14 protein-coding genes are annotated in these 20,029 nt (G+C 58.4%); 11 read left to right on the forward strand and 3 right to left on the reverse strand.

Annotated elements, in window-relative coordinates; genetic code table 11:
• Positions 1-29: 29 nt before the first annotated feature.
• Entirely contained in the window at positions 30-683 is a 654-nt protein-coding gene (locus BRA1253DRAFT_RS17465) for a hypothetical protein (protein ID WP_007596427.1), read from the forward strand.
• 2 nt (positions 684-685) lie between these two features.
• Entirely contained in the window at positions 686-1,117 is a 432-nt protein-coding gene (locus BRA1253DRAFT_RS17470) for a hypothetical protein (RefSeq protein WP_035993561.1), read from the forward strand.
• A 533-nt stretch (positions 1,118-1,650) separates the two neighbouring features.
• Here the strand turns inward: BRA1253DRAFT_RS17470 and BRA1253DRAFT_RS17475 are convergent.
• Positions 1,651-1,833 carry a hypothetical protein gene (locus tag BRA1253DRAFT_RS17475; protein WP_007596429.1) on the reverse strand — a complete coding sequence of 61 codons (183 nt, stop codon included), beginning with the start codon at positions 1,831-1,833 and terminating at the stop codon, positions 1,651-1,653.
• 294 nt (positions 1,834-2,127) lie between these two features.
• Between BRA1253DRAFT_RS17475 and BRA1253DRAFT_RS17480 the strand changes: the two genes are divergently transcribed.
• Positions 2,128-3,021 carry a 3'-5' exonuclease gene (locus BRA1253DRAFT_RS17480; RefSeq protein WP_035995256.1) on the forward strand — a complete coding sequence of 298 codons (894 nt, stop codon included), beginning with the start codon at positions 2,128-2,130 and terminating at the stop codon, positions 3,019-3,021.
• Positions 3,022-3,153: 132 nt separating this feature from the next.
• Here BRA1253DRAFT_RS17480 and BRA1253DRAFT_RS17485 read toward each other — a convergent pair whose 3' ends face one another.
• Positions 3,154-4,530, reverse strand: a complete 1,377-nt coding sequence (locus BRA1253DRAFT_RS17485) for a DUF5623 domain-containing protein (protein WP_245285939.1) — start codon at positions 4,528-4,530, stop codon at positions 3,154-3,156.
• Between the two features lie 295 nt (positions 4,531-4,825).
• Between BRA1253DRAFT_RS17485 and BRA1253DRAFT_RS17490 the strand changes: the two genes are divergently transcribed.
• Both BRA1253DRAFT_RS17490 and BRA1253DRAFT_RS17495 read left to right on the forward strand, forming a co-directional pair.
• On the forward strand, positions 4,826-6,556 hold the full coding sequence (locus BRA1253DRAFT_RS17490) for an ATP-dependent endonuclease (RefSeq protein ID WP_007596433.1): 1,731 nt from the start codon (positions 4,826-4,828) through the stop codon (positions 6,554-6,556).
• On the forward strand, positions 6,546-8,021 hold the full coding sequence (locus tag BRA1253DRAFT_RS17495; protein WP_007596438.1) for a UvrD-helicase domain-containing protein: 1,476 nt from the start codon (positions 6,546-6,548) through the stop codon (positions 8,019-8,021). The genes BRA1253DRAFT_RS17490 and BRA1253DRAFT_RS17495 overlap by 11 nt, the downstream gene beginning before the upstream one ends.
• 113 nt (positions 8,022-8,134) lie before the next feature.
• Here the strand turns inward: BRA1253DRAFT_RS17495 and BRA1253DRAFT_RS17500 are convergent, their stop codons facing one another.
• The gene (locus BRA1253DRAFT_RS17500) at positions 8,135-9,100 is read right to left on the reverse strand and encodes a DUF2971 domain-containing protein (protein ID WP_007596439.1); all 966 of its coding nucleotides are present in this window, start codon (positions 9,098-9,100) and stop codon (positions 8,135-8,137) included.
• Between the two features lie 263 nt (positions 9,101-9,363).
• Here BRA1253DRAFT_RS17500 and BRA1253DRAFT_RS17505 point away from each other — a divergent pair, with 263 nt between their 5' ends.
• The 6 genes from BRA1253DRAFT_RS17505 (at position 9,364) to BRA1253DRAFT_RS17530 (ending at position 19,757) form a co-directional block, all read left to right on the forward strand.
• Complete coding sequence (locus BRA1253DRAFT_RS17505; RefSeq protein ID WP_007596442.1) at positions 9,364-10,038, forward strand: hypothetical protein; 675 nt, start codon at positions 9,364-9,366, stop codon at positions 10,036-10,038.
• 10 nt (positions 10,039-10,048) lie between these two features.
• On the forward strand, positions 10,049-11,161 hold the full coding sequence (locus BRA1253DRAFT_RS17510) for an XRE family transcriptional regulator (protein ID WP_007596444.1): 1,113 nt from the start codon (positions 10,049-10,051) through the stop codon (positions 11,159-11,161).
• Between the two features lie 169 nt (positions 11,162-11,330).
• Positions 11,331-12,227 carry a DUF4238 domain-containing protein gene (locus BRA1253DRAFT_RS17515; RefSeq protein ID WP_157158606.1) on the forward strand — a complete coding sequence of 299 codons (897 nt, stop codon included), beginning with the start codon at positions 11,331-11,333 and terminating at the stop codon, positions 12,225-12,227.
• Positions 12,228-12,333: 106 nt separating this feature from the next.
• Entirely contained in the window at positions 12,334-17,172 is a 4,839-nt protein-coding gene (locus BRA1253DRAFT_RS17520; RefSeq protein ID WP_007596448.1) for a hypothetical protein, read from the forward strand.
• Positions 17,173-17,281: 109 nt separating this feature from the next.
• The gene (locus BRA1253DRAFT_RS43640) at positions 17,282-17,755 is read left to right on the forward strand and encodes an HNH endonuclease (RefSeq protein WP_157158607.1); all 474 of its coding nucleotides are present in this window, start codon (positions 17,282-17,284) and stop codon (positions 17,753-17,755) included.
• A gap of 421 nt (positions 17,756-18,176) precedes the next feature.
• Positions 18,177-19,757: a HEPN domain-containing protein gene (locus BRA1253DRAFT_RS17530; RefSeq protein WP_157158608.1), complete on the forward strand. Its 1,581-nt coding sequence runs from the start codon at positions 18,177-18,179 to the stop codon at positions 19,755-19,757.
• The last annotated feature ends 272 nt before the right edge of the window (positions 19,758-20,029 follow it).

A 20,029-nucleotide genomic window follows, 5' to 3' on the forward strand; every position in this document is an offset into this window, starting at 1 on the left:
CGCTCAACTGATCTGTCGGAGGCAGTCTCATGCGAAATGCCGTGCATATATATTGCGCCATTGTTGTGATGTCGCTGCTTGCGACGCTGGCCGCCGCGCGTGGCGACCAACTCACGTTTTCCACTTGGAAGGCGACAACGCCGTTCGAGGGTCCTAGGACCTCGCATGCCGCGGCTCTCGTCAACAACAGGGTCTACCTCCTAGGAGGCCTGTATGCTTCGGGAAGCAACTTCACCCTGTACAACGATGTTCAAACTGCGCTTTTAGGGAACGACGGTGCGATCTCCGAAGGCGCATGGGCGAAGACAACACCCTTCGTCGAGCCCCGCTCGGGAATGGGCGTAGCTGTCCACAAGGGGTTCATCTACGTCGTAGGCGGCTTTTCGAATAAGGGGACGCGTGCCGACGCTCAGTACGCCCGCGTGATGCCCGACGGTATGCTTGGCTCGTGGACTACCAGTCCCAACCAGCTCGCAACACCTCGTTCGAATCTCGCGTTGGAGATATTCGCCACGACGTCGGGCACGAGCTATCTCGCGGCGATAGCCGGCGTCGGGGAGGTTGGCAAGGATACCGTTCATTTCGATACGATCGAGACCGCAGAGATCAATTCCGATGGCTCGCTCGGCCAGTGGAAACTATGTCCATTTCACCTCAGGGTGGCCGTTCAGCTCCAAGCGTAGCCGTGAACAAAGGCGTACTTTATGTCGTTGGAGGATGGGGTGACCTGCTAATTGAAGACGCTTTTAGCGATGTCCAATATGCTCCAATCAGGGACGACGGCTGTCCTGACGCTTGGCGCACCAATGCTGCAAGACTGAACATGCCGCTGTACGGTCATACAATGACTGTCACGTTAGCGGCTGGGAGGCCATCGCTCGTTGTGCTCGGCGGTAATGCCGGACAGGGCAACTACTTTAACAACGTGCAATTTGCCCCCCTGGCGCCAGACAGGGAAACCGGGCGGTTTGTGTTCGACACACATCAATTCGCTGTGCCCCGCTGGGGTCAGGCCACAGTGCAATACAACAATATTCTCTATGTTCTGGGTGGGTCGCAACGCGGAAATGGCGATTATCTGAACGACGTCCAGTTCACCGTCATGGGCAACCAGTAAGACCTCGCTCCCACTGAACGTGTTGCGTGCATCGCGTGTCACCTTCCATGGTAGACTCGAGATTTGCTGCCTCGGGTCCACGCGGAAGCGCCGCCCCACCCGCACTTGAGGGAAAGGAGCCGCCCGCGTCGCACGGGCGCCGGCCGGCGCATTGCCCGGCGCGCGCGCGGCAGTGTCCTCAGAACTCTCGTGGGAATGCTGGGGAATTCGGCCGAGACGAAGACAAAGCGAAAGAGTGAGAGAATCAAAAGAGGCACCCGGAGAGCGTGAAGCATAGCGACCCGAAGGGGCACGCGGGTCCGATTGCAGCGACGAGACCGGTTCAATAGCGGCACCCGGGAACGGGGCAGTGATAGCGCTCGCCGAGGCGGGGCCCTTTCCCGAGTGCCCCCGGCGAGGAGCTCCTCAGTCCTTGCGCGAGGGATCGAAGCCGGATGGCCGAGACGCGAAGCGGCTCGGTTCACGAAAGCCCGCTACGGCAACGGCCGCACGAGCGCAAACGGAGCAACTCCGCTAAACTTAAACCAGCGGATCTAGATTTCCTCGCGCTCATGCGTTTGCGCGTCATAGATTCTGATCTGAAGCATGGGAAACCGCCTCTTGAGCTCTTCTCCACCTGCCTTGGCGCCGTCTCTGGTCGCAAATTCGGATTTGAGTCGGCCGTCCACTTCAAGCGCATAACCAAAAGCCGGCAGTTCACGCGTGGCTGCAACCATTTCATTTCCATTTTGCGGTGAGGTGGTTGGGAATGATGGGTAGCGTGAGTCGCCCCAACCACGCTAGAGTCACCTACGCAACAGTGACGATCGGTCATCGCACGTTCTGGATCGATGCTCGCGGTGGAGCCCATCAAGGATGGGCATTTGCATCGGCTTATTTCCATCCAATCGTTAGGTGCGAGACGTACACCGGCGAAGAGCTATCCACAGGCTCCGATGCCTCGCCCGATCGCATCCGATAGAATGCACTCAGGCGCGCACGGAGCGCGGTTTCATCTAGTGGCCATGAACATGACCGATTCCCTGACCCTGGCCGAAATGGCGGCAGCGCTCGAGCAATCGCCGGATTATCGCGTCTTGCGCCGGCTCGTTCCGCGGTCAGAATTCGCTGCGAGCAACGGTGATGCAGTCAAGACTGCCCTCCTGCTGGATGTCGAAACAACCGGCCTGAATCCCGCCAGCGATCAGATCATCGAGCTCGGAATGGTCAAGTTCGCCTATCTACCGGACGGCCGGACCACCCGAGTTCTCGATACCTTCAGCTGCTTCAACCAGCCCTCGGTGCCCATCCCCGCGGAGGTCACAGCTCTCACCGGGATTACCGACGAAATGGTCGATGGCCACAGCCTTGACCCGGATCGCGTTGCCGCCTTTGCGTCAGATGCCGTTGTCGTCATTGCTCACAATGCCGCTTTCGATCGCAAGTTCATCGAGCGTTTCTGTCCGTCGTTTGAAGATCGAGCGTGGGCGTGTTCGGTCAATGAGATTGAATGGCGCAATCATGGCTTCGACGGCTCACGACTGCCGTATTTGCTGATGAAGGCGGGCCTGTTTCATGAGGCTCATCGCGCCGTCGATGACTGCCTCGCGCTCCTAGAGATCCTAGCCTTGCAGCTCCCCCATCATAATCGGACTGTCCTCTCCGCTCTGCTGGAACGCGCGCGGCGCAAGACCATTAGGATCTGGGCCGAACATTCACCGTTCGAGCTGAAGGATGAACTCAAGCGGCGCGGATATCGCTGGAGTGACGGCAACGATGGACGACCAAAGTCCTGGTACATCGATGTCGATGACGGCGATCAACACGCAGAAATCGAGTACTTGCAAAAGACGATCTATCAACGGGAGCTTGAACCGCGCATTCAGAGCCTGACTGCATTCAATCGCTTTTCTGTCAGGGGTTAGTGGGGGCGCGGTGCTGCTCGATGCTGAAATCTCGGCGGGATCGACGACTTGTCTCGAGGGGATTGTAGGCACAATGCCGGATCAAACGCCGGCGTTGTGCTTATTCATCCAGAGGCGACGCTTGTTGTTCGGTCAGAGGCGCCCACCATCGTCGGGACCTCGATTTCGATTGATGTCCGAACTCTCCAATCTTCCTGTATGTGTTGGGACGACATTCCAAGTGCGAAGAGATGCGATCGCCAAATCGGCTTTCTTCAGCAACTGGCGCAGCGGTGGGCACTCGGGATAGTATCGGACGAGCGTAGCCTTAACGTCGTCAAGATTCACAATGTGCCGATCCCAGCTTGGGGGTACCGCAGCGAGTACGTCCCCTTCGGGAAGCTCATGATAGTAGAGATCGAAAAACACGTCATCCGAAAGCTCGTCGCGCCTATACTCACTCTGGACCCAGTTATCGAGCTCGCAGCGGATCGCGTCGACGCGTCGGTGAACGCCTGCGCGATCTCTCGTCCCGATCAGGACCGACTTCAGCAGTCGCCCGACCAGTTTGTGCCCCTCAATCGGCATGCGTGTCTTCGGCCGGCGCTGCGGTCCCGAAAGAAACATGCTATATGGGACAGAGTTGTTGGAGCCGCGCCGCTCGCCAGCCGTTTTGGCCTCGCGCGCCCTTGCCTCGATCTCCGCCGCCTGACCAGGGCTGACGAAAGCTGGCGCGATCGGCCTCGACTCGCCATCCCAGGCCGACGTCACGATGGGAGCCGGTGCCTCCGCTAATCGCGAGAGAATTGGCTCCAGCAAATACCCCTTGGACATATCGGCCAAGAGGAAGAGCGATGTCCCCCCGTCAGGGCGATACATTCCCTTCCACGGTGAAATCGCGACCGCCCAACCGTGTCGGTCAGCCCATTCCTTCTGCTCGCGAGTGATGCTGTGGGCATAAGGCTCATTGGTACGGATGAAGATCTTCGCTGCGGGGTCGAACCACGCTGCATCGTGATCGGAGCCCGGCATCCGATGCTGGAATTGTCCTCGGGGGAAAGATCGTTTCGCCTTTGACGGGACCAATTGGGCCGCTTCAATAAACTGAATAGTTCTGGCAGCCTCGCACGCAGCCTCCCGCGCCGCCTCCTGCGACGACGCGGTATATGTGTCTGCGAGATGATCAGGACCTTCTCGACGCATCGTACCCAGCCCCCGCGATGCTTTGTATTGCGCCGGCTTAACAAGCGCGTCCAGAGGTCTGCCCAGCGGCATTTTCAGGATCTCGCAGCCCGTAACCTTGGTCGTTCGATCCCGCCAAAGAACGGAGATGTACAGTTCGGCCGACGGCCTGGGGGCCGCGAGGCCGTCTCCAAGCTTGCGCAGTGCGTGCTTATAATTTTCGAAGCCGGCCGTCTTTGATGCCTTGTCCAAGGCGACAGCATGCTGAATGCCGTCAGACTTCTTGAATCGCTTGGCGAGCTGCTTGATGCCCTCAATAGAGGATGGACGAATGTGATCGTTCGACACGTCAGGTCTCCCGGCCCTTAGCGAAGCGTCGCCCGTCAACCACCTCTCGAGCCCGACATGACATGGCGGGAACGATTGATCTGGACAGCGCCTCAACGGCTTCGCTACGACGGGCGGCAGGCTCCTGCCGGGAGCCGAGTCGAAGGATACCACGACCGAGACTTTCGCGAAAGGATGCCCCCAGGACACGGGAGGACCTCAGGTTGCGCTACTGTATTACCTTTCGTGGAGGAACCCGAGATCGTGGCAATCTTAAACTGAAGGACAGGTTGTGCGGTACGGCCTGGGGGAATGAATGCGCATCGTCTACTTGGAAGTAGAAAACTTCCGCGGCATCAAAAGGCTGAGATGGGCACCTTCCCCAGGTATGAATTGTCTCATTGGCCCCGGGGATTCGACCAAGACCACCGTGTTGGACGCAATCGAGCTGTGTCTCAATCCCAGGTCCTACATTTTTGCTGACGACTGCGATTTCTTCGATCTTGAGATCAAGGAGCCAATCCGGATCACCGTAACGCTTTCTGACCTGCCGCCGCACTTCAAGGCCGAAGATCGATATGGCCTCCACCTCCGCGGCTGGGATGTCTCGGCCAAAAAAATCATCGATGAACCGGGAGCAGGCTTGGAGGAAGTGCTCTCGATCAGTGTCGTTATCGATCAGACCCTGGAAGCCCGGTGGTCGATAAATAATGACAGAATCGACGCGCTCGACAGCGATCCACCGACGGTCCGATTCAAGGACGCCAAGCAGCTTGCGACGAATCGCCTCGGTCCCTACGCAGAGAGACACCTCGGTTGGGGCCGGACCTCTGTGCTCACTCGCATCGGCGAGGCAGGCGATGGCTTCAGCCTGCAACTCGCGGAAGCGGCGCGTGCCGCCCGTTCGTCGTTCAAAGCCGGCGACCAGAATGTCTTCAAGAGCGCAGTCGATCGAGCGGAGGAACTGAGCAAGCTCTTTGCAGTCCCGGTGCGGGGCAAGTTTACCGCGGAGCTCGACGTACAGGGTGTCAGCATCACTTCAGGTGGCATCTCACTTCATGATGGCGATCTGCCATTGCGCAGGCTCGGCACAGGCTCCGCACGTCTCCTTGTATCCGCTCTCCAGCACGACGCCGGTCCTCCGCATGTTGCGATCATCGATGAGATCGAGCACGGCCTCGAGCCGCACCGTATCGCTCGCCTGCTGAGATACCTCAAGGCGCCCAAAGCCGCCCCCGACGCGGCTCAGCCTCAGATATTTGCAACTACACATTCCCCGGTCGTGATCCGCGAGCTGACTGCGGCCGATATCTTTTCAGTCCGGTCGGATGCCGGCATCACGACCGTTAAATCCGTTTCTGCCTCTGCAAAGGATGCCGACACAGCACAACGCCATCTCAGAGGAAATCCCGAGGCATTCCTCGCGCGCAAGATATTGGTTGGTGAAGGTCGCACCGAACAAGGACTCGCCCGTGGCCTGGATAAATGGTGGCAGGCATCCGGCAAGGACTCTTTTGCCCTACAAGCGACCGTCGCAATCGATGGGGGAGGCAAGGACAATGCGCCCCTCGTCGCCGAACATTTGCGCGATCTTGGCTATGAGGTCTGGCTTCTCCTGGATTCCGACGAAGAACCGAATGTGACAGATCTGGAACGCGCCAAGGGGAAAGGCGTGGTTGTTCACCAATGGCCTGACAGGTGCTCGACGGAAGAACGCCTGTTTCTCGACCTCCCCTGGGCTTGTGTACGCTCGATGATCGCACTTGCCATTGAATTCAGCAGCATGGAGAGCGTGAGAGCCGTCATCGACAACGCCCTTTCCACGGCTGGACTTCCTACTGCCACAGCAGTCAGACTTGGCAGTGACCGCGATACCGCGCAGGTCCGACGCATCCTCGGCAAGGTCGCGAACGACAAGAAATGGTTCAAAACCATCGAGCGCGGCGAACGGCTGGCCGCGCTGATCGGGCCTCATCTGGGCGCGATTTCCGACAAACCTCTCAGCGCAGGTATTGCCGCCATGAGGAAGTGGGTTGATGGCAAATGATGACGATATTGCGCGGCTCGCTGTTAGCATCCGTCGTGGCAGCATTGTCGCTGCAGCTGGATGCGGAAAAACGGAACAGATTGCACTGGCTGCCGGAATCTCCGATGGGCGCCGGCTGATCCTCACGCACACACATGCCGGCGTTGATGCCCTGACCAAACGCCTTCGTAAGCACCAAATTCCGACCGCGAAGTACCGCATCGACACCATTGCCGGATGGTGCTTGCGATTTGCAGCATCCTTTCCACAACGTTCCGGATTCGCTGGGGTTGTGCCGACAACAAGCGCCCATTGGGACGATGTCTATCATGCCGGCGCGCGCCTGCTCGATAGCAGCGCTGTCGACGGCGTCCTGCTCGCATCCTATAGAGGATGCTTCGTCGACGAATATCAAGACTGCACCAAACAGCAGCATCAAGTTATTTCACGGCTCGCCAACCTTCTGCCGACTTGCGTGTTCGGCGATCCATTGCAAGCGATCTTCGATTTCGGAGATCAGCAACCGGTCGACTGGGATAGCGACGTATTTCCCCTGTTTGAGCGTTCGGCCGAGCTTCTGACGCCATGGCGCTGGAAGAACGCGGAAAATCTAGAATTGGCCGAGTGGCTGCAGGGCGTCCGTACCGCCCTTGAGAACGGCAACGACCTCGACCTGCGATCAAGACCAGGATGTATAACTTGGACGTCTCTGCCCGCGACCGCTCAACGCCGTCAGAGAGCCATCGTCGGGGAATGCCTCGCTTCCATGCGCGACCCCGTGCAAGGCAGCCTGATCGTCATTGGCGACAGCACAAGCGAGAACCGGCGTTCCGCACTGGCACAGAAACTCGCCAAACAGGGTTTTGGCAGCCTCGAAGCAATCAGTTGCAAGACCCTCTATGCCGCCGCCAAGACGATCGATCGGACGACCGGGTTGGCCCGAGCAAAAGCAATCGTCGACTTCGCGTCCAAATGCCTGACGGGCCTCGAAAGGGCGGAACTCCTCAAAGCGCTCGGAGCCCGCCAGCAAGGTCGGCGCCTGGGACAGGCCAAGTTCGGTTCGCTATTTCCACTCAGCGACGCCGTGATCTCCAGCGGTTCGGAAGCGAGCATTCTCGCCCTTCTGCAAACGCTCCACGACAGACCCGGCGCTTATCTGTATCGTCGTGAGATGTTCTATGCGATGCGATCAGCCCTGCAATTGAAGGCGACGCGCCAACTTGCCACGCTGAGCATCGCGATTTGGGAAGTTCAAAATCGGATGCGGCATGCGGGGCGCCGCCTCGGCAACCGAAGCATCGGCAGCACGCTGCTGGTGAAGGGCCTGGAGTTCGAACGCGCGATCATCATCGCAGAAGACGCGATGACGAGGAAGGATTGGTACGTCGCACTGACCCGGGCGACAACGAGCATTCGGATCATATCCCCGGCGGAGCGATTCCTACCGTCACGGGATCAAATCGAACGCAGCCGCAGCGCTCTATAACCTAGTCGGAGACCGGAGAATATCTATCGATGTATGCTTTGCACGTAGGTTGAGTCTCGTCTCCCTACATGTTGAGGAGCTTCGGCATACGTACCTTAGTGAAGGCAGAGCCATCAGGACGGTTGCCCCTCCCTCTGGGCAGCGGCGATGGATTGGAAGGCTTCGTGGATGTCACGAGATCGCCTCGGAAAAAAGGCCCTCATTTCTCCGTCTTCCAGCGGATACTTTTTCAAATTGAAAGTCCCGTGGAGTTCGCGCATTTCATAGAAACGAACAGGGCGTCGCCTGCCATCCAGCGCCGTGACGATAGCGTACTTCACAGCCTCCTTGCAGCGCATTCCGAAAATCACCTCTTCGAGCTCCAACAGGGATCGCTGCACCCCGCGCGATCCAATCAAACGCCATTCCTGCTCGTATCGCCAGCTCGCCGCCTTTCGCAACAGAACGGCCTCGTCGACCTGACGACGGGCTTCCTTGTCGCCGTCGAGCATAGCTAGGACCTTGCTGGCATCGACGAGCCGCATGCCGCCGTACTGAACCTTATGGAGATCATCGAGCGCATCAGACGGCACCGAGTAGCCGATGCAGACCCCGTGATGCTGATCGCCATAGTGACTCCACATTAACGGGCAGGTAGCGCGCTGACCCAAAGATACAATGCCCTTGTCATATTGCAGCAGCACCTCCTTCTCCAGATAGTTGCCGAGCAGAAACTGAAGGGGATCATCAATTTCATAGCTTGGGTCGGTCGCGTTGTAGCTTATTTCCGAGATGACCTGATCGGCCTGTAGGCGGCTAAGTCGATCGATATGATCCAGGGTTTTCGGACCTTTGTACCTGATTGTCTGGGCCGCGTCTTTCATCTCCGCGCTCAAGCGCCGCTCGACGAGCTGGCGTAGTGCGCGCTCGAGATCCGAGGCAGGAAGATCGGTGTTGAGCGAGGGCCGCGTGTCGAGCGGATCATTGAACGTGCTCGGATCGGCATAGAAGAGATTGTCCGCAATGATCATATCGAGTGTGAGATTGTTGAACGCGCGATACTTGAATAGCCGCCTCGGAATGCTTCGTTTTTCTGCCATTGCTTCCTCTTGAGCCCCGATTCGGGTTCGCGGGTTTTGGGTACGAATCGGATGACTAGCAACAGTGTGGGCACTTCGGTGGATTTCGGCGTAAGGCGGCGAACGGCCGGACCTCGCTCTTCGGCAACCTAAGTCCCTGATCTTTAGGGACCTTTTGTCCCATCCTCCACGAACTGAGAGAAAAAGGGGCACGAAACTTGACACAGGACAGAAAAAGGGGCGGGTTACTTGGCGCGCGCCGGGGCAGAGGAAACCGTACCACCATGCAGACCAAGACCTTTCAGCAACGCCTGGACACTGCGTTCCCCTACGACACCTACGCGAACACAATCCGAGCTCTGCGCGAGGGCATCGCCGCCGGCGATGACGTGATCAAGGGCACCCCGATGTTCTCGTCAGAGGTCGGCGACGACATGCGCGGTCTGATCCGCCGGGCCGGCATCCTGATGCGTTTCGAGGAGATGTGCAAAGCCGGCGATCTCCCATTTAAGTGCACGCTGGCTCCGATGCCTCGCGGCACCTGGCACTGGCTCGACATCTACAGCGGCGACTGTCACGGGCACATTGTCCGCACCGAGGACCCGACCAAGTTTCCGGAAGACACGCCGAACCGCCAGGACGCGCGGGCGTCGAACATGCCGAACCTGTTCGAGACTGCGGAGGAACGGATCATCCGCCTGGCACCGCCGAAGCTCTACACGTGGTTGACCTACCGCGCAGCGCCAGATGGCCGGCTCTCGCACGCGCTCTGGCAGTCGCCGTCGGCGAATGCTGACGAGTGGCTCGCCCGTATTAACCTGATGGCCGTCGTCGTGCAAAAGAAGTCGGAGGACGCGAAACGGCCGCCCGAGGTTGACCCGAAGTCCAAGATGAAGCTCAAGGACAACGTGGTCTCGATGATCGAGAAGAAGAAAAAGAACGACGACACCAAGCGTTGAAGGCGTGCCCATGTCTGCGAGGATCATTCCCGAGAGGATTCGGGAGGCGCGCGAGTCCGTCGGCATGACCGACGAGCAGTTCGCCGACGCGATCGGCGTGAGCCGCCAGTCCGTTGGCACCTATGAGACTGGCGCCTTCGCACCGCGCGGCGACGTGTTCAGCAGGATCATCGCCATCACCCGACAGCCACCGGGTTTCTTTATAACGCCGCGCAAACACACCGCCGAGCGCTTCCTGACGCCGACGTGGCGCAGCCTGAAGCGCATGCAGCGGCCCGACCGCCTGCGGATCGGCCGTCGGCTGGAATGGGCGTTCTACATCGCAGAGTCCCTCGCGGAATACGTCGAGCTGCCGCCAGTCCACTTGCCCGCTATCGAATTCGACTACGAACGTGACGGCAACGAGCGGATCGAGGAGATCGCCGATCAAATGCGCGAGTTCTGGAACGTCGGCTTCGGTCCGATCACCGATCTGGCTCCGCTGCTCGAATACCACGGCGTCATCGTGATCGAGGAGCCGGTGCGCTGCGAGGACATGGATGCCGTCTCCCGCTGGCAGGGTGGAAGACCATACGTGCTCTACGCCGCCGACCAAGAGAGTAACTCGCGCAAACTCTTCAACATGGCACACGAGCTCGGCCACCTCGTCCTGCACAACGCTGTCGAGGTAAACAGTCGCAACCTGGACCGGCTTGAGAACCAGGCCAACCGGTTCGCCGGTGCCTTGCTCCTGCCGCGCCGAACGTTCGCGCGGGAAATCGCGAATACCACCATCGACTACTTCCTATCCCTCAAGGGCCGATGGCGCGTGGCGGTGGCGGCTATGATCTACCGAAGCAAGGATCTCGGGATACTGAACCCGGACCAGGTCAAGTATATGTGGAAGCAAATGAACGCCCGCGGCATCCGCAAGCGAGAACCGCTCGACAACGCTTTTACGCTGTCGAAGCCGACGGTTCTCGGCTCGGCCGCGCGGATGCTGATCGAAAACAATATCAAGCTGCCCACTGAGATCGCAGAAGACGTGCTCCTCAATGCGAGCGATGTAGAGTCGCTCTGCTCGCTGCCTGCCGGCAGCCTGCAGAACAAGGTGCTGTCGTTCCCAACGTTGCGGCAGGTTTAGATCCCTACCGACCGCAAATCCGCCACTGGTGTCGGAAGCTGCCCCTCGAGCAGCTTCGTGCGGGCCACGGCCGTGCGGCCGCATTGCCGGGCGGGCCGCTCACTCATGGTGAGCAGCTGCGGGAGGATCGTTGGCAATACCGCTGCCGCGCCCTACTATGCGACTCACCATGAGTGAGCCGCGCGACCATCATTTTATTCCTGCGTTCTATTTATCCCAGTGGACCGGCGCCAACGGCAAGCTGGTTGAGTACAGCCTGAAGAACGGCAGGCTCATCGCGAAGCCTGTCGGGCCGCGGGCAACCGGGTTCGAGACCGATCTCTACGAGTTTACCGATCTGCCACCGGAGCAGCGCCAGTATCTTGAAACGGTGTTTTTCAACTACTTGGACCGCACGGCGGCCGACGCCCTCGATATTCATATCGGAAACGGCCTGCCGTGGACCAATGAACTCATAAACGCGTGGTCGCGCTTCGTCTTCGGGGTGCACTTCCGGCATCCCCATGCGATGCCTGAGCTGCGCGCCGCAGCTAGCGCAATTTGGGACGGAAGCGGCGTCGCGTTCCAGTCTGAGTGGGAAAAAATCAAGCCGCCGGAAGCGCCGGCAACCTTCGACGAATATCTTGCCACTGTCGATCCGTTCAGCGCGGCGAAGATGCGCGTCAATCTCATCATCAAGAACTTCGACAACGAAGAACTTATCACGCATTTGAACAAAATGCAGTGGGCGGTCATCGATGCATCAAGTTCGCCGAGGCGTTTCGTTACGTCTGACCGACCGGTGTGCATTCATAATCTTCGCCGGCCCGATGGGGTGATCTTCATTCCGATTAGTCCGACCAAGCTGTTCCTCGCCGCGAACGAACAAGACTCTATCGCGCTGGTCGGCGCCCAAAAACCACCAGATCTGGTCGATCGCGTAAACGAGTTTGTCACTGGCCGGGCAAGGCGGTTCGTATGGGCCAATGACCAGTCGCAAGAGGCGCTCCTCCGCGCCAAGATGTCGACCGAGATGGAGCCCCTGCCGCTCTTTCCTAACATAGGCAAGTATCCAACCGTGGATTGAATACGGTCGAATCTATTATTGTCGCGCAACCTTGGGACCTTCGCTCAAGGCGGTAGGCGTACTCTCAATTTTCCGCCCCAATTATTCCAGTAATCGAGGCGCCCAGGTGGCAGCAGTCAATCTCGACTTTCAGCGCATTCGCTCTTTCGGAGGGTCCCAAAATTACGCCTTCGAGGAACTATGTTCGCAGCTTGCGGCTCTGGAGCCCCGGGCATCCGGCGACGTTTTCTACCGGAAGGGTGTCGGAGCGGACGCGGGCGTCGAATGCTATATGCAGCATCCCGACGGCACGGAAACGGGCTGGCAGGCAAAGTATTTCTTCAAGTTTGACGCAAGCCAGGTCGCGCAGCTGGATAAGTCCATCAAGCAGGCGCTGGCCAAGCATCCGCGGCTTAACCGGTACATTGTCTGCATACCCTTTGATCTGTTTGACCAGCGTTCCGGCAGAGGCAAGACCCAGCTTCAACGCTGGCGGGACTGGGTAAAACAATGGAAGGCCACGGCAACAAAGGCCAAACGGAAACTCACCATCGAGCTCTGGGGGCATTCCGAACTGGTTGAACGGTTGGGCCGCGACAATCCACTCTATTCGGGCAGGGCGGCCTTCTGGTTTGATGAGACCTTTCTCACTTCTGCTTGGTTTAAGAGTCGGTTTGAACGGGCACGCGTTAGCCTCGGCCAGCGCTACACGCCTGAAACGAACGTCGAGTTGCCGATCCGCCGGACCATCCTCGGCCTGTGCCGCGACCCGGCCTTCCTGGATGAGGTGCAGGCATGGGGTGAGAAGCTGGAAGAGGCTCGTCGCGATGTAACCGATCGTCTCAAGCGGTTGAACGCGGGCGCGGTACTGGAAGCCGAAATCGCGGCGGTTGAGGCAACGACGAGCGCGCTCAGCTCGTTGTTGTCGGCGACGCCGGATGACCCCGCCTATATGTTTCCCGTTGGGCGCCTTCAGTCGCTAGGGAGCGATGCGTTGGTTGCGGCCAGGCAAGCCATACGTGCCGTTCGTAATCTCAATCCGCCGCCTCCGAAAAGCGACGAGGATGTGCGGTACCTGTACCACCAGATGCGCGGGCTCGAAGAGGCGTTGGACGCCATCATCGAAGGGCTGGCCGGTGATAGCTGGCGGCTCGTGAACGGTCGCCGGGCGCTGGTCACAGGGCCGGCCGGCATCGGCAAGTCACATCTGTTCGGGGATGCCGTCGATCATCAGGTCGCGAACGGCCGCCCCTCACTTCTTATACTCGGCGGTACGCTGATTGACGACGACCCTTGGGCGCAAATCGTCAAGCAGCTTGATCTGCAAATCTCTGCGGAGAAATTCCTCGGCGCCCTCGATGCTGCGGCACAGGCGGCAGGTACCCGCGCGGTGATTTTCATTGATGCGATTAATGAGCGGCATGGCATCGCCATCTGGTCACACCGGCTGGTCGCGTTTCTCAAGACCATCGAGGATTTCCCGCGCGTCGCCGTCGCCTTGTCGTGCCGTTCGACTTATTTACCGTACATCCTGCCGGCGGGCCCTGGGCCCGATTTGACTCAAGTCGAGCACGTGGGATTTGCCGGCCGTGCGGCAGAGGCCGCCCGTTACTATCTGGACAAGCGCGGCATTGTGCGCATGGCCGCGCCGAACCTCATCCCGGAATTTGAGAACCCGCTTTTTCTGAAGACTTGTTGCGACTATCTCGAAAAGGAGCAGCTCCAGGAATTTCCGCGCGGGCTACGCGGGGTAACGGAGATCTTCGGCTTCTACTCGGAAGCCGTCGCGAAATCTGTCGAGCGGCAGCTCGGGCTCGACCATAAGCTTGGCAAGGTCGCCAAAGCGCTGGAGGCCCTTGCGGCCGCTTTCGATAGGGAGGAGCGCGGCTATCTCGAATACGAAAAGGCCGATGCTCTCATGGAGGCCATCGCGCCGGCGCATGGTGTCTTTGAGCGCAGTCTGCTCGCCAGGTTAGTGAGCGAAGGAATCCTGGCGGATGAACCCGTGACGGGAGATGATGGCGCTATCGTCCCTACCGTGCGCTTTTCGTTTGAGCGCTATAGCGACCATCGTATTGCGCGACAGCTTTTCGACAAGCATCTCGACGTATTGGCGCCCAAGGATTCATTTCTGTCGGGTACTCCGCTGGAGGCCTACCTTGAAAGCGAGAAGGCTTATCAGCATGCTGGCGTTCTGGAAGCGATGGCGGTCCAGTTACCGGAGCGCTGCGGGCTCGAACTCCCGGACGCCATGCCCAAGCCGCGGAACACGCTGCTCCTGCTGCGCGTATTTGTTGGCAGTGTGCTCTGGCGCGAACAGCGTACATTCACTCAGCGAACCCTCGATCTATTGAAGGACGCTTCGCGCTCCTCGGGCCGCAACGAGGCCATGCGGACGCTCCTTGCCGTCGCGAGCGAGCCGGACAACGCGTTTAATGCTGAATATTTGCACGGAAGGCTTGTCAAGCGAGCGATGCCGGAGCGGGACAAGACGTGGTCGATGTATGTTGCTCAGGAGGGCGACGAAGAGGACAGCCCCATCGAAACCTTGATCAGCTGGACTCTCCAGAACGGCTTTGAAGCAATCGAAGAGAAGCGCGCCGAACTCGCCGCCATCACACTGAGCTGGTTGTTTACGACAAGCCACCGTCTTATCCGAGACCGAGCTACGAAGGCGTTGGCGGCATTGCTTGCGACGCGGCTGACAGTGGCTGCGGGTCTTGTTCGTCGTTTTCAAGACATCGACGACCCCTATATCCTCGATCGTGTCATGGCCGCCGCCTACGGAGCCGCCTTGCAGGGTGTAGCAACCGATGGGCTGGGTGAACTGGCGGAAGCGGCATATCATTGCGTGTTCGACCGCGATGAGGCGCTCGTCCATGTCCTTATCCGTGACCATGCACGTGGAATTATCGAGCTAGCCCATATGAGGGGCGCTTTGCCGGCAGGCGTCGATTTAACACGCGCCCGGCCCCCGTATCGCAGCCCATCGGGCATTGAAGATGTGCCGGATGCCCTCATTGCGACCTATGTGCAGGAATACGCTCCCGGAAAGAGCTTTCGCGACGATATTGTGGACTCCAGCGTGAATGACGGCGATTTCGCACGCTATGTCATTGACGGCCCGGTGGGAAAATTCAGCGCGTTTCCAATCGCGCTTCTTGAACAGAGCCAGGAACAAATCTATCGCGATTGGGTCAGTGATGTGGTTGGCCGAATTCCGGAAACGGACGCTCGTCTCAGCGAACTCATCGTAGCCTGCGATGCGTGGCGGGCCAATCAGGGGCCCATAGGTCCTTTTAGATTCAAGCTCCTGACCGTCGATGACTCAGGGCAGGAAAAAGATGAAGTCAAAGACGACGGAGATTTTGAAGAAGAGGATGTGAGCCGGTTCGAGCAAGCCGTCGATGAAGCGGAAGCGCGGTTGCGGGCCGCGTTGGGTGAGGCCGAATGGCTGGAGTACAATAACCGGGCTCGCCATGTTGTTCGCAACGATTTGCGCGGCGCAAAGCGTTACTACACCTGGCCACCATCCTTTGACCGGATGCGGGCGCGGCGTTGGGTTTGCAAGCGTGCGCATGATTTCGGCTGGACTCCAGAACTGTTCGGTGAATTTGACCGACATCACGGAACCGGAGGCAGGACGAACCATCGGATCGAGCGCATTGGGAAAAAGTATCAATGGATAGCCTTTCACGAGTTGCTGGCTCGTTTAGGCGATAACTTTTGCTTCGTTGGGTCGAGTCGCGACGACGGGCTGCGTATCTTTCAGGGGCCATGGCAGGTGGGCCGACGTGATATCGATCCCTCCCTTTTTGTCACAAAGACCCCTAAGGAAGCCCGGCAGAGCGGCCGGACATGGTGGATGCCGGCTCTGGTGAAGCTCCGCGCGATGTCGCCACAGTCGCGTCTCGCGTGGCTCGATACGCCGGACGATATGGTGAATGACGCGTCATTGCTGAGCGTGACGGATCCGAAGACGGGTCGGGCCTGGCTCGTTGTCGATGAGTTCGAACGCTGGAATTGCTGGGTCATGCGAGAAGGTGAGCGGATGCTCGATCGGCAGACGGCGTTTGAGATTCGCTGTTTTCTGGTGCGCGCCGCGGATCGGATCAAGGTTGTGCAGGAATTGTCAGGAAAACTGTTTAGAAGGCATTCCGATCTTCCTGAACTGGACAAGTCGTCGGACGGGTATATCGGCGAATACCCCTGGCATCCGCTGTACCATGATGTTTCCGTGTGGATGAGCCCTGAAGATTGGAATGGATTGGTCGTCGAGATTCAGCCTACGGTTACAGACTATCTCGCTGAGCGCAGTGGTCACGACTATTCAATCGATGAATCCTTCAGCTTCAGCGTGCCTGCACCGGGGCTCATTGCCGGGCTTAAGATGCACCTTTCAAACGGGAGGGACCTCTCATATTCGGATGACGCGGGTAAAATACTCTTTTTCGATCCGTCAACGCATGAAGCGGGACCTGGTGCCGCTCTGGTGGACCGCGATGCGTTTCTGTCGTTCCTCGCACGCGAGGGGCTTGAAGCCGTCTGGATTATCGCCGGGGAGAAGGAAGCGCACGGCGGAAGAAAGCACCGCGAGGGCTGGGGCGGCTCAAAGAGCTTTACGTCCATCTATTGGCTGGCTAATAGCAAATTCCATCGCAAGAATTTTGTGGAGCGTGAACAGCCAAGAGGTGAGCAGCTCGAAAGGTTCTATGATGAACCCGGCGTGCCGGTGCCACCAGCTCGCGCGAAAAAGCCGTTATCCGCATCGGGCGGGAAGAAGAAGGGCTCGACTAGGAAGAGCGGCGCTTCACGACCAGCACGCGCGGCAACAGCCAAGAAGCCCAAGGCTAAGTCAAAGGCCAAGTCCAAGGCCAAGTCCAAGGTAGAGCCGAAGCGCGCAAAAGGAGCTGCACGGCCAGTGCCAAAGAAGGCAAAGAAAACGAAGAGGAAACCCCGCCGTTAGGCGGGGTACATTGCCGCAGGAAGTCCGCCGCCCGCTGGGCATGTGCCGCCGCGGCATGCGGCCCAGCACCGAATGAGTGCGAATCAGGCCCCGTCAGCTAAGATGGCTGATGTTTCAATTGCCGCTTCATTCTGACCGGAGGTATCCACCGGAGAACCGTTGTATCTACTGCGGTTACGAAGATGCTCTTACGGACGAGCATATTGTTCCACTGGGGCTTGGCGGCCGCTGGCTATTGCCGAAAGCGAGTTGCCGACCTTGCGCAGCCATCACAGCCACATTTGAGGGGGTTGTGCTTCGCGCCATGCTTGGACCGCTGCGAATGTATTATTCGATGCCCTCGCGCCGAAAGAAGCAAAGGCCCGAGAAGCTTCCCCTGAAAGTTAAACTCACTCCGGATGCTGACTTTTCCTTCATTGAGGTGGCGCAGGAGATCTACCCGTTTCTTATTCTGTTTCCCAATCTAGCTATGCCGGATGAGTTGACCGGGAATGTCACGGAAGGCGAGCGTGGCGCCAAGGTGAAAGCGCGGTCGCATCCCGGCCGACTTCGCGGCCTGCGGCTAAGCTCGTCAGGACTGTGAGGTTGTGGTCGCCAACAGCCTCTTCCTGTTGCTCACACCAATCCGCGAATGGCACTCTTCCCCCCAACCCATAGCGGTTCCAGTATTCAACTCTGGATTACGCACATTGCCCGCGCGCAACTCTAGCCCACGCTGCCGGAACGACGCATATTTTTTGGGGAGAACGCGGGGCGGCCATTCGGCGTTTCCAGGCTCCCACGAGGCACCAACAGAAAAAACGCTGTATTTCAATAAGTTAAAGGGAGCCGATTTCGAGCCTGGCCGTTTCAGGCGACCCTCTGCAACGAAAGGTCATGATCGGCTCGCCGGCCTGCTGTTCGACGCTGTCCGGAACGAAGATCAGTTAGGCCGAACCCGGACCAGCGAAGCGGCGCGGCTGAGCGCTTCTTGCCGCTGCCCATCATCGCCGAGGACGAAGTGATTGGCTTTGAAGGCCTTGTTGAAAGAGTTTTTGACGCCGGAGCATCAGATTCTATGGTGCTGGCATCGGGGTAATCTGCGAGGATCTATGGACGAGTTTAGAAACAAGCCGTTGGCAGGCGCATGGTGGCTTCCTGGGAAGCCCGATGTTATTTTTAAGGGACGGCTCACGATCGGAGACGACAACAACGGTCGTCTGGTTCTGAGCGGCACTCAGGAGCATCTTGCCAAGCTTCCTACCGGCGCGACGCCACCCACTTTCTTTGGTCGTTTGGAGGCAGATTATTCTTATGACGTTACGCTATTCGACGTGGCGCTGAGGCGGGGGCCAAGCCATTCGTATCCCAAAGCCCCCTTGACAGAGACGATTGCGGAATTCGTCACGCATACGCTGCTTGTTGGCGGACACCTCGCAAGTCAGGATGAGGCGCTATTCGACGGCACGATCTTCAAGCTTACGGGCCTAGATGAATGGTGCGACGCGACCGGATTTGCCGGCCGCCACGAGAATACGACACCAAACGAATTGGCAACCGGGAGCCTGACCGTTGCCTTTCAAGAACGGGCGACGCCACGATATGACCTGGGCAACGGGACCACGTTGCGCCTGCTTTCCGAGTATGCAGGGCCGCGCCAATTCGAGAACTCTAAGCAAGTGACCTTGAGGGAACGGAACACCATCGAGCTGGTCTTTCCGGTCGCTCTGCCGATCAAAACGACGGTACAAGAACTGCACATATGGCAGAGCTTTCTAACTTTTGGTCTTCGGCAGGCATCGTATACCGACGAGGTCTATCTGCTGCGCCGCACATCGCGGGGCTACGATCGTTTCGGTCTTCTTCTGTCTGGACGCAAGATTCCCGAGCTGCGTCGCCGCAGGGAGCGAGATGCTCTGTTCCGTCAATCGACGTTCAGTGACAGGATCGAGGAACGCCTAAGAGGCTGGAGGCAAAAGCACGATCAGATCGACCTCGCCATCTTGATCTTTTCCGGCGCGGCCTATCAAGATTCCGCGTATGTGCATACGAACCTCTTAACTTACTTGCAAGCGTTAGAGGTATTGCATCGCGAGCTCTATAAAGCAGACCGTTTTCCCGACGACGAAGCAAGAAAAGCAACGCTTAAGGCGCTGCGTGCTGCAATTCCAAAGACGCTGGATCCCTCGTTGCGGAAGCAATTGAGTGACAGTATCCAGTTCGTTGGAGCCGTGACACTCCTTGATCGGCTAAAGCAGCTGTTCTCTCTCTACCCGAAAAGTCTCACACCGTTATTTCGTCGCGGCGGCGATGACATGGGTCTGCTGAAAGACGTTCGAAATTTCCTCACGCACTATGGAGGGAAGAAGACGCTTACAAAAGACTTCCTGTGGTCGCGAGACGCAGTCGTCCTGAAAGAAAAAGCGCACCTGTTCCTTGAGATTTGCCTGCTTGGCGCAATGGGCATGTCCGATGACGAAATCCAGGAGTTGGTCTCCAACTTCGAGCCTTACCTGGACTGGCGAATGGAGACTTCAATCGAGTTCATGAACGAGTATCTCAAAAACGCGGAAAGCTCTGCCCAGGCAACCGGTGCCCCCGGGTGAAACATGGACATGGACAAAGCTTTGGCTGAGCTAGATATCCTCCCGCTCATATCGGTCCGATTGTAGGTTTAGCGCTTTCGATAACTAAACCAATCATTGTCGGCGAATATTGACCCCAGATGGGGACCATCAGACATTTTAGGATGCCGATCAGCCCCCGGACCCCAAGCCGCTACAACCTCTCGGCAAGGGGTGATTCGTCCTATTTGTACGCCACAGCTACCCAGCAGCCATAGCTGCGCCTAAGATTTCTTTCTTGCTGGAGATGGCTG

It is taken from the genome of Bradyrhizobium sp. WSM1253 (assembly GCF_000244935.1).
Taxonomy (GTDB): Bacteria; Pseudomonadota; Alphaproteobacteria; order Rhizobiales; family Xanthobacteraceae; genus Bradyrhizobium; species Bradyrhizobium canariense.